This is a genomic window from Fusobacterium ulcerans, from assembly GCF_003019675.1.
GTDB lineage: Bacteria > Fusobacteriota > Fusobacteriia > Fusobacteriales > Fusobacteriaceae > Fusobacterium_A > Fusobacterium_A ulcerans.
Genome location: NZ_CP028105.1, coordinates 3,315,529 through 3,328,074 on the forward strand (window position 1 = coordinate 3,315,529; position 12,546 = coordinate 3,328,074).

At 33.3% G+C, this 12,546-nt stretch carries 3 protein-coding genes; 2 read left to right on the forward strand and 1 reads right to left on the reverse strand.

The window, feature by feature from the left end; translation table 11 throughout:
* Positions 1-114: 114 nt before the first annotated feature.
* Both moaA and C4N20_RS15365 read left to right on the forward strand, forming a co-directional pair.
* Complete coding sequence (moaA, locus tag C4N20_RS15360) at positions 115-1,089, forward strand: GTP 3',8-cyclase MoaA (protein ID WP_005982305.1); 975 nt, start codon at positions 115-117, stop codon at positions 1,087-1,089.
* An 8-nt stretch (positions 1,090-1,097) separates the two neighbouring features.
* The gene (locus tag C4N20_RS15365) at positions 1,098-1,532 is read left to right on the forward strand and encodes an MOSC domain-containing protein (protein WP_005982303.1); all 435 of its coding nucleotides are present in this window, start codon (positions 1,098-1,100) and stop codon (positions 1,530-1,532) included.
* Positions 1,533-1,559: 27 nt separating this feature from the next.
* On the opposite strand, the gene C4N20_RS15370 is transcribed toward C4N20_RS15365, so the two are convergent.
* On the reverse strand, positions 1,560-12,362 hold the full coding sequence (locus C4N20_RS15370; RefSeq protein WP_106878601.1) for an autotransporter-associated N-terminal domain-containing protein: 10,803 nt from the start codon (positions 12,360-12,362) through the stop codon (positions 1,560-1,562).
* Positions 12,363-12,546 lie beyond the last annotated feature (184 nt).

Here is a 12,546-nt window from a genome sequence, read left to right on the forward strand (position 1 = left end):
GATAATCCAGAATCCAGTTATTGTCAATCAAAATTATTTTTATAAAATTCTCAAAAGTATGTTATGATATAATGAAAATATAACAGTTACTTTTTTAGAAAATGAGGGAATATTATGATAGATAAAATAGGAAGAGAAATAGAATACTTGAGACTTTCCATTACCGACAGATGTAATCTCAGATGCCAATACTGTATGAGTGAAAGAAATATGAACTTTCTTCCAAGAGAAGAACTTCTCACTTTTGAAGAGATAAAAAGAGTAGTAAAGATTTTTAGTAAAATTGGAATAAAAAAAATCCGTCTTACTGGAGGAGAGCCTTTAGTCAGAAGAAATTTCTCTGACATACTAGAAAATATTAGTTCTGTTGAAGGAATTAAAGAAATAAATTTAACAACTAATGGCTTGCTTCTTGGAGAAAATTTTGAATCTCTTTTGAAAAATAAAGTAAAAAAAATAAATATAAGTTTGGATACTTTAAACCCAGTTCTATACAATGAAATTACAAGAGGAGGATCTCTTGATAAAGTTCTTAAAAATATTTTTAAAGCAATAGAATTAGGGATAGAAAGAGTAAAAATAAACATAGTCCTTATAAAAGGTAAAAATGATAATGAAATTATGGATTTTGTCAAATTCAGTGAAACTTATCCAATAGACATTCGTTTTATTGAGCTTATGCCAATTGGAGAAGGGAAAAACTTCGCTCCTATATCTAATGATGAAGTTATTAAAATAATTCAAAAAGAGAGAGAATTATTTCCTGTTAATGAAAAAATTGGTTCTGGCCCTGCTAAATATTTTAAAAGTGGTTTTTCCAAAGGAAATATAGGATTCATTGCTCCATTATCCCATAATTTTTGTGATAAATGCAATAGAATAAGGCTGACTCCTGATGGATTTTTAAAATTATGTCTCCATTGGAACAAAGGAATTGATTTGAAAAATATCATAAGAAATGGTATAACTGATGAAGAATTAGAAAACATTATCTTTAATGCCATATACAGCAAACCTGAACATCATAGTATGGATGAAGATATTGAAGAAAACATAGATAAAAGAAAGATGAATCAAATAGGAGGGTAAATTTTTAAATGGGAAAAATTCTAGCTGTATGTATCAGCGAAAAAAAAGGAACTCAGAAAATAAATATAAAAGAGGGAATATTAATAGAAAATCATGGGCTTAAAAATGATGCTCATGCTGGCAACTGGCATAGACAAGTCAGTCTTCTTTCAAATGAAAAAATATCTGATTTTATAAAAAAAGGTGGAAACGTTGATCAGGGAGATTTTGGTGAAAATCTTATAGTTGAAGGAATTGATTTAGCAAAACTTCCTATTGGAACAAAATTAAAAATCAATGAAGATATCTTACTCGAAGTAACTCAAATAGGTAAGGAATGTCATTCACACTGTGCTATATTCCATGCTGTAGGTGATTGCATCATGCCTAGAGAAGGGATTTTCACTATTGTTTTAAAGGGTGGTACAGTAAAAGTCGGAGATGAAATATCTGTAGTAAAATAGTAACAGGGAGCTTAAGCTCCCTGTTTTTTAGAATCTATACATTAGATTTACTCCATATCTAGTTGCATCTATGCTTCCTTCCTGTCTTGTTACTTCAAAGCCTATGCTGTGTCCTTCTCTTGTCTCATATTTAAGCTCTGCGCCTATTTTTATTATATCTTTTACTTTCTTTGGTTTTTCTAAGTCATAGTATCCTGCATCTGTATTTTTGATTTTCGCCTTGTTTGCTCCATCATATACTTTTCCCAGTTCATACTCTGCTGTTGCTTTTCCTATCAGACTATATTTTCCTGACTGTGCATATTTATTGAAAGCTATATCTGCTCCTACTCCTGGTCTTACTATGTACATATCTCTTGACTCTATATCCAGTTCTATTCCATCTCCACTTTCTTTGAAATCTTCAAACTTTCCATATCCTAAGTTGAATGTTCCAAATACTCCAAGATTTATTTTTTCACTATCCAATGGGATGTCATATCTTAATTTATTTTTCCATTCCACTGTTCCTGACCAGAATTTTCCTGTATTCTCATATGTTCCACTGCTCAAATGTATCTTTCTGTCTGTCTCATGATGATTTACACTTATCTCTCCTCTTGTGTAGTATTTCAAATTTTTACTATCTTTTATATAGTCTTCAAATCCTACTCCTGCATTTAGTGAGTAAACTGTTTCTTTTGATCCAGGGTCAAAATCAAATTTAGTCTGTGTAAATCCTACACTCCAGTTAGATATTCTTCCATATTTCATATGATCATACTCTTTTAATATCATTGTTCCAAGAGATTTAGATTCATAATCTTCCACTCCTGCTCTTTTGCTCTTTGTTTCTCCTCCAGTCATGATAGCTCCTATCTTCAGAGTTTCTCTTGAATAAAGTCTGTTATTTTTTAAATTTTCATATGATGTAGTGAATACTTCGTTAATATCCAACATTCTAGTTTGGATGTTTGCATATACATTTCCTCTAAGTTCATTATCAAATGTTGCTCCAAGTTCATCTTTATCTGATATCATATCCAGCGCATCAAACATTTCAAGTTCTTTATTTGCTGCTCCAGCATATATTTCATCCAATCCTTTTCCAAACTCTATAGCTTCTGTTCCTGAAAGAAGTTTCTTATATGGTATCTTTACCATTACTATTCTTATTAGATTAGGATCAGTATCATCTTTTTGTACATCTGCTATAAATGAAACTGAATGAGATATTGCTGTTATAGATCCATGATTTGGTACATTTGTAATTCCATTTAGATATTGTACTGTATACATATCATGATTGCTTCCTTGAGTTACATTTGGAAGAACTATGAACTGCCCTTTATTAAATGATTCAGCATTTATTGTTCCTATATGTCCTGCTGTACTTCCTAAAGTTATAGTTCCAAAATCAAGCGCTCCATTTACTGTTATTGTTCCTGTATTTGTAATAGTTACTCCATCTATTGAAGCTGTTGGTCCATTGATAGTTATATCTCCAACATTTGTCAGACTTCCACTACCTTCTACTACTCCTTCTCCTCCTGATATGTTTATAGTTCCTTTATTAAGAAGAACTCCATCAGTACCTAAATATATTCCTGTTCTTCCTGCTCCATTTACATTTATTGTTCCATAGTTTTCAACTGTTGCTTTATAGTCTGCATAGATTCCTTCACTGTCTGCTCCATTTACTGTAATAGTTCCTGTAGTATGGTTTCTTACTATTGAATTATCAGTAGCTGCCATTCCTCTTGAATTTGCCCCATCTACTGTAATTAATCCATAGTTTTCCAATGTTGAATACTTAGTTGCCTGCATTCCATAAGCAAGTTTTCCATCTACCTTGATATTTCCTCTATTTATTCCATGGCCTCCATCATTTGCTACCATTCCTACTCCATGGTCATTAGGTACATATATATATCCCAAAGAAGAATTTTCTACAATTCCTGATTCAGCTGCCATTCCTACAGAAATTTTTGGAGGCAGTCCTGATACTACAGTTGATTTTCCTACTGTTATATTAGCATTATTTATCATAGTTCCTGATTTTGTATACATCCCTATACTATGATCGCTTAATGACAGATTAGTATTATTTGTTCCTGTTCCTGAAGCAGAATAGATATATGATGAATCTGTTCCTACATTGATAACAGCCCCATTTGCTACTGTTATATTTCCATTTTCTGTAGCTATTCCAACAGATTCTTTTCCAGCAGTTATTGTTCCGCTGTTATGATCTACTGAAGTAGTTCCTGCTCCATAGATTCCAGCTGAATTAGTATTTCCCACTGTTATATTTCCTGTATTTGTTATCATAGTTCCATTTTTTACAAATATACCATTAGAACTATCTCCTAATCCTATATTTCCAGCATTTGATGCACTTCCCTGAAGTCCATAGATTCCCGTACTCTTTGCTCCTGTACTTTGAATAAAATTGCTGTTTGTTACAACAGTATTTTCTCCAAATATCCCTACTGCATCTTTTCCTATTTCTATATTTCCAGTGTTTGATACAGAAGTTACATTTTTACCATACATAGCCACTGCTGAATTAAGTATCAGTCCTGTATAAGCTCCATTTCCTACTTCTATTGATGAGTTGTTTATCATAGTTCCATTTTCGCTATACATACCTATACTTGAATCTCCCATAAGCTTCATAGTTCCACTATTTACAGTAGTTCCTGTACCTGTATTAATTATTCCTTTATTTTTTACAGTTGATGAGTCTATATTTCCAGAATAGTTTATATTTCCATTATTTGTAGTAAATACTCCTATAGCTTCTGTTCCTGTAAGGTCTATCTTTATTCCTGTATTCAATGCTACATTATTGTCCATAAATATTCCAGTTGATTTATTTGATACATTTAATTTATCAAGGTTTGTCACTTTAGAAATATCTCCTGTTCCTGTAAGAAATATTCCTGTTCCCTCTGTCCCAGTTGTCACTTCTCTGTTGTTGAAATCTACCAAAGAAGCTGAATCTGAAAGTGTAAGAGCTATACTTTTATTGCTCATAACTATATCAGCACCTGTGTAGTTGATTGTTCCTCCAGCGCCAAATAGTAAAGTTGAGTCTTCTCCAACTGAAGCTGTTCCGCTTATATTCATAGTTCCATCAGTTCCAACATAGTATGCTGCTGATTTATCTCCTACTGATACATGTCCTGTTGATGTTCCAACAGCAAAATTTTCAGTATACATTCCTATTGATGTATTCCCAGTAAGATTTATTGTTCCAGCATTTGTAAGAGTAGTTCCCACTCCTGTTCCTACCATAGCTTTTGCATTTATTACATTTCCATTGATAGTTCCAAGGTTAGAGTTAGTTATTGTTGCTCCACTGTCTCCTTGCAGTCCACTTGTTCCTACAGTTATAGCTGTATCATTAAGTATATTTCCTAGTGCCCCTGATACTATTACATTGGCAAAATTAATATTTACAGGAGTTCCAGATGTAAAATGAAGATTTCCATTATCCAAATACGCAAAGATACCTGCTGCTGTATTTGTTACTGTTCCTCCTGATACATTAAGATTAGCTCCATTTTTAACATAGAATCCCATGTTATTTGTTCCGCCTATATCTACTTTTCCTCCAGCACCTAAAGTAAATGTGCTTCCCTGTTCAAGTAAAGCTCCTATTCCTTTGTTTGCTGTACTTGAAGATGTAATGTTAAGTTCTCCATTGTATGTTATATTTGCTGCTACTCCTAAGTTTTCAGCAAGATATATACCTAATGCATCTTCTCCTGTTACATTTATTTTTGCTCCAAGAGTTCCAGTAATAGATGGATCTACATATATACCTATTGTTCTGTTTGCTACTGTAGAATCTCCTGTTACTGACATAGTTCCTGTATAGCTTACAGCATTATTTTTCAGATAGATTCCTATTCCTCCATCAATATCAAAGTTATATGCTGTATTTCCTGTTATATCTCCACTATTTACATAAACTCCTATCTTATTTCCTACAATTGATGGAGTTCCTGTTATAGTTCCCATATTTGTTACTGTAGAACTTGCTCCATCTAAATAGATACCTATTGTATCATCTCCTGATAAAGCCAGTGTTCCCTGATTAGAAACTGCTGCTCCATTGTCTCCATATATTCCTATTCCATCAGTATTGATAGTTTGAGCTGCTGTATTTGTAAGAAATATTCCATCAGCAAATATACTTACAAGATTATCTCCTGTATGGTTTACTGTTATATTATTTGTTACTGGATTTGTTCCCGCGTAATAAATTCCTACTCCCTTGGCAGTATTAGTATAGTTTACATTTAATGTTCCAGAAGACAGCGCTGAATCCTTAGAATACATAGCTATTCCCTGATTTCCCATAGCAATAGTTCCACTGTATCCTGCTAGATTTACTGAACTGTTTTCTGCATATACACCTGTTCCACCTGTTCCTACAGATATATTTCCACTTGTTAATGTTGAACTTCCACTATCTAATACTATACCTACTGTTCCAGAACCAGTCTGAGATATATTTGCTCCATTTAGATTTACTATACCAGTATTTTTTCCAACTACTGATGTAGTATTATTAGCAGTTCCTGTTATAGTTCCTCCATTAAGATTAACTACTGAACTTCCTCCATCAGCAAGTATTCCTACACCACTATTGACAGTCAGTGTTCCAGATGTATAGTTGATAGTTGAAGCATCTTTTCCATATAGTCCAAGATAATGAGAACCTATTGTTCCTGTATTTTCTATTGTAGATCCTTTAGCAAAGGCTCCTATACTTCCTCCTGCAAGAGTAGAATTCAGAGTTCCTGCATTTGTAAATGTAGCTCCATTTTCTGCATACACCCCAATTGATGATGAACCTCCAGAATTTATTATTCCTCCTGTACTATTTGTAAATGAAGAACCTGCCTTAGTTACAATAACCCCTACAGAATTATTTCCTGTTGATGTTATAGTACCTGTTGATGAAGAGTCTCCTCCTTTGAAGTACATTCCATATCCATCAGCTATATTTACTGTTACATTTCCACTATTTGCTACATCTGTATCTATGAAGTACGCTCCTATTCCTTTAGCATTTAATGTTATATTTCCGCTGTTAGTAAACGGCGCCAAAGTTGAACCATACATTCCTATGATTTCATCACTTCCTGATACAATTTCTATATCAGTTTTATTTTGTGCAGAACCTGTTCCATAGTATAGCCCAATAGGTCTTACTGGATCTGATCCACTTAGCGCTGTAGACGTGCTGCTTAGTTTCATTGTTCCTGTATCTGCAAAAGCGCCGCCTTTATAGTAAGCTCCTATCCCCATTTTACCACCTGTATCAGATGAAAGAGAAAGATTCATAAGCCCACTTGTTTTTGAAGTATTATCTCCATCCATATATATTCCAACAGCATTAGGAGCTGCTGTTATATTGCTTGGAGCTATTGAAGATACTGTTATATTATTTCCTGATGCATATATTCCTAATGGAATATTTCCATCAGCAAGACTTGCTGCTGTTACAACTATAGTTCCTCCATTTAATTCAATCATCCCCTGATGAGCTCCTGTTGTTTTAGCAGAGATACCTATATTTGATACTCCATTTACATTTATCGTTCCAGAGTTACTAAATGTAAAGTTTCCATTATCTGTTACATTGTGAACTCCTATATTTTCTGTTCCAGCTTCATTATGTACAACATTTATTGTTCCACTGTTTTTAAGTATAGAATCTTTACTGTAAATACCTATATTATTTTTCCCTACATTTACTATTCCACTTGTTTCATTCAATGTATTTTTAGTATTTGTCATAAATATTCCAAATCTTCTGTCTGCTGTTGATAAAGAATCTCCCAAAGTTATATTTGATGAGTTATTCAATCTTAAAGCTGTTCCAATAGTATCCTCTACATATATTCCTATTCCAGCTTTTCCTGCAACACTCATTGGAGCAGACCCATTAGTAACTTTTATCTCTCTATTTCCTGCAATACTGCTCTTTGCATATATTCCAATAGGATGTACACTTGTTGAACTGTCTCCATTTCCCTCTATTACAATATCTTTTCCAACAGTATCTACAGATGCATCCTTAGCATAAATACCTATTGCTCCACTTACTGGGGCTAAGCTGTCTCCTACTGTTACAACTCCAGTATTTACTACATTTACACCTTCAGAAATTATTCCATAAGATCCTGTAGATTTGGCTGTTATATCTCCAGAGTTTGTAAGTGTTCCTGCTCCTGTTCCGTAGATACCTACTATTGTTTCTGCACCACTAGTATTTAATACTTCCATATTCATATTATTATTAAAAGTATTTCCTGTTGTTCCTTTGAAAGCTATTCCTATAGCTGTATTCCCTGCTCCTGAAGTTCCAGCATAGTCCACTGTAAGTTTATCTGCTGCATTAGTATGAGATATGATTGTATTCCCTTCTGATTGAAGAGCTACTCCTCCCTCTTGGATTTCTATTCCATAATTTCCATTCATTTTTACATCAGAACCTTGAGCATATATTCCAACACCATTTTTACCTACTTTGATATCTCTTCCACTTCCAGAATCTTTAAGAGTAAGAGTTCCTCCAGCTCCAGTGGTATTAGTGCTTCTTATTACAATACCTTTTCCATCATCTCCAAGTGTAATAGGAGCTTCATTATGCATAGTCATCTGACTTTTAGCAGCACTATTATGATTATTTTCCATATAGATACCTATTCCATGAGTTCCAGTTATACCAATAGTTCCCTTATTGATAACCTCTCCCCATAGTCCAGCTTTTCCTGCATTTTTTCCATAAGTATCTGGTGTTCCAGAAGCATTTGTTGCAAGTACAGCTATTCCTATTCCAGAATTTGTACTACTTGAATTTGCAACTTTTATTATTCCATTGTTTATCACTTTACTTCCATTAACTCCATAAGCTCCAATTCCCTCTGAAACTTTAAGTTTTCCTAATGAATCAACATTTATATATCCAAAACTTGTGTATGCTGCTGTTGTTGAACTTCCTGGTGTGTTACTGATATCAACAATTCCTTCAATAGTATATCCAGATTCAGTATTTAATGCTGCTGTTGAATTTGATCCTAAAAGCAGACTGTTTCCATTAGCAGAAGTTATGTTATATCCGGATTTTAAAGTAACTTCTTTTCTTTCCATAATTATATCGTTAAAACCATCCCCAGAAGTTACTCCAGTTGATATATTATCTCTATTTACATTAGTTTGAATTGAAATTTTTCCTCCATCCAAACTGCTTTTATACCAATATGCTCCTGTATTTATAGCTGCAACTTTAGGGATAGTTTTTAATCCATTTACATATGTTGCTGATCCATCCCATGTTACATCAATATTTCTAAATACTCCAAGATTTACTCCATGACCAGCTAAATTTACTATCAGATTTCCCATTCCTGTATATCTTCCTGTTTCTGTTCCAATCTTTCCTGCTGCGGAATAATCATTTGAATCTCCATAGAAAGCTACACCTTTTTTTATATTTAAAATTGTATTATTTGTAAAGTTTATATTGGAAACTTGAGAACCTATTTTCTCAGAGAAAAAAGCAAGTTTATTTTCTACTTCATGCTCTATAGTTCCTCCTCCAAAATTTATTTTCCCACCTTCTTTTGCAACCAAAGCTCCATTATCTCCACTAATAATATTACTTCCTGATCCTGATATAGTAACAGTTGCTTTATCTCCTCTGGCAAAAGCACCTAAACCTGCAACATCTATTTTTCCATTGACTATAACAGAGGTATTTCCTAATCCTTTTGAAGCTCCCTCTCCAGAGATAGCGGCTGCTCCTATATTATTATTTTGATCAGCAGGCAGTGCCCCATTTGCTTTAGCAGTAATATTATCTATTATAATTGTTGTGTCAGGCTGAATGTTTGCACTTGCTCCATTTGAATCTACTATACTTCCAGCAGTATAATTATATACTCCATGTACAAAAGCACCTTTAGAGCTATACCCATCCATAATAATGTCTTTACCTGTTATTTTAGCTCCACTTTTTGCAAATAAAGCTGTACTTTTTATACTATTCATAGTAATATTTTTACCAACTTTTACCTCTGTATTAAAATCAGAAATATATTTTTGCCCTGTTACGCTCTCTCCTCTACCATATGCTTCTTTATCATATGTTCCTCCACTGAAGACCTTTCTTGGATTGAACCATACTCCTTCAGCATAAACCATAATATTGCTTTCAGCTCCACTTACAGCATTATCTGTTATTATTCCTGAAGGATTCAATTCTATAACTGAACCATTTTTTGCAACAAGTCCGATTGAATCTTTTGAATATTTCCCAAAAGTAACTTGAAATTCTGATAAATCAAAGTTTTTTATAGGATCATTGATTGAAGCATTAGTTCCTAATTGAAATGCCCCAATATCATCACCATTTTTAAGCCCCACAATTTTATCTCCATAAGCATTCACATTATCAATAGTAAAAGACAGTGTTGCTGGAAAATATTGTGCAAACCCATTTTTTAAAGTATTCATATCTGTTCTTTGTCCAGACGCTATATATAGAGCAACATTCTTATCAGATTTTACATTAGAGTTTGAACCATCATTTCCAGTTCCTTTTTGAGTTGTTCCTCCAGAAGTTCCATCTAATGTTATTCCTAAATTAGCTTTCACTACAACTTTACCTTGAAAAACAGCATTACCTGCTGGATTAGTTTTATTATCAGTAAAATAATATCCTACATTATTATCTCCTGAAAGATTTATAGTTCCTAAATCAACTATCTGACTTCCAGATGCACCAGTGACTCCACTCAATTTAGTTCTATCAGGAACATAACTAGCAAGCCATGCTCCAGCATTTCCACTTCCAACAAATTCTACAGTTCCTGCATTTTGGAACTTGATATTTCCTGGTGAAGGATAATACATCTGATATCTTCCAGGATTTGTATGATATGTAGCTGCTGGAAGTGAAGGTGGTGTCGAAACAACAGAATCACTTCCAGTCCATCTGTGTACTGACGCTGGCAAAAGATAAAAAATTGCATTGTTGCTCGTTTCAGCTTTAATATTTGTAACCCCCAAATTTATTCCTGTATTATTGCTTGATTTATCTCCACGATAAACTCCCCATTCTAATGTATCTGGTCTGCAATCAATACTGCTTGTATATCTATGCTGATTTGGAGTTACTGAACCCAACGCTAAAATAGTATTATAATTTCCAGCTATATCAATATTAACATTATTAAAATTTACAATATAATCATATTGTGATTCAACATCTGCAATTATAGTCTTTCCTTTTAAATTAATATTTACATTTTGCATTCTTACACCTGTTGTTTGTGCAAAAATTGCTGTTCCATGTTTAGATTTTTCTCCTCCTACAGTTATGTTCATATCTCTGACTAAAGCTGGAGCTCCTTGAAATATCCAAATTTGTTGAAATTTATTTAAATAAAGATTATTTGTATCTCCTGCTGCTGGCACACCTAAAGAACCATTATCAACATATGAGTAATATTGATTAGCATTAATAACTGGAAATCCATATGGGCTTACAGAAACTGTTCCTGGAGAAAACCAAGCATTTGTAGGAACAGCACTTCCTATACCAACATTTGTAGCAATATTTCTATATTCATTAGTCACAGTTCCATCTGGAGCAGTTGTAGCTACAATCTCACTTGTACTTCCATTTCCATAAATTGTATTGCTTATATTAAAAAATGGTGCATCATTTATACTTGTATTTGTATTATTTATTCCTACCCATCTTTTTATTCTTCTATCAAAATTGTTAAACCCTGATGTAGTTCCATTAGCACTAACTCCATACAGCCAATTTCCTCTTTTTCTTACATATACTTCAAAATTTGGTGCTGCTGGAGAATCTGGTGTAGTAACCACTGGATTAGGATCTTCTACTCTAGGAGGAAGATTTATTGGTACTGATATATTTAAAACAGGAGTTGATAAAGTTGGTATGTTTAGTACTCCTGGTCCAGCTACATTTATTGCCCCTATATTTACATTTATATTTGGTTCATTTACTGTTACTCTTATATCTCCTGGTGCTGTTGGTGTTGTTGGCAGTGACACAGTTGGAGTTACAACTGTTGGAGCTGTTACATTTACTGCTCCTACTGTTATTGAAGCTATTGCTGGTGATGTCACTGGTATCACTGTTGGAGCTGTTGGCACTGTAAACGCTACATTTGGAACTGTTGGTTCTATTACTACTGGTGCTTTCACCACTGGCAGAATGAATAACTTTGCCTCTGCATCATATACATTTGTATTTGAATGATAATTTCCATTCATATTTATCCAACCGCTTGAAGCATATCCACTTGTTTTATTGTTATGTGTATATTGGGCTGCTCCTAAAAGTGTTCCTTTTTCTCCTGCTACTGAGGAATTTCCATGCACCTCATTAAATCTTTTTCTTAATTTATCCATAGAAGTGTCTCCTCTTACACTTCCTTTCCAGTCTTTACTTACACTGTCAGCTTTTTTAAAGCCTCCTATCATTGAAAATCCATATGCTGGTGCTGTGGGTTTAGAATAAAAATCAGCTTCTTTCAAAAGGATTCTTGAATCCAAATTTAGTGTTTTCATCTTACTTTGATTTTCTAATAATTTCTGCTTTATAGCTTCTCTTTCTTCTTGAATCTTAATTAATAAATCCCCTTTTGTTTCATGAATCTCTTCTGCTGTTATTCCTGCTCCCAAGGCTATTCCACCTGTTATCATAAAAGCTATTAAAAGTGAAAAAGAATAACTGACTCTTCTCTTCAAAAATCTCTTTAGAGATTTTTCAATATCATTTTTTCTCATAGGTATCCTCCCCAAATTAAATTTCAGTAATTTTTTTCTAGTATTATCAGGGATATATTTGTACTTTAGTTCCTAGATATTACTTATTATAATTTTTTATTTAAATATATTCTTTAATTAAAAATTATATTTATAACAGTATTCTTTTCTCCTTTCTATTAAGATTAATCATAAAATTTAAGAC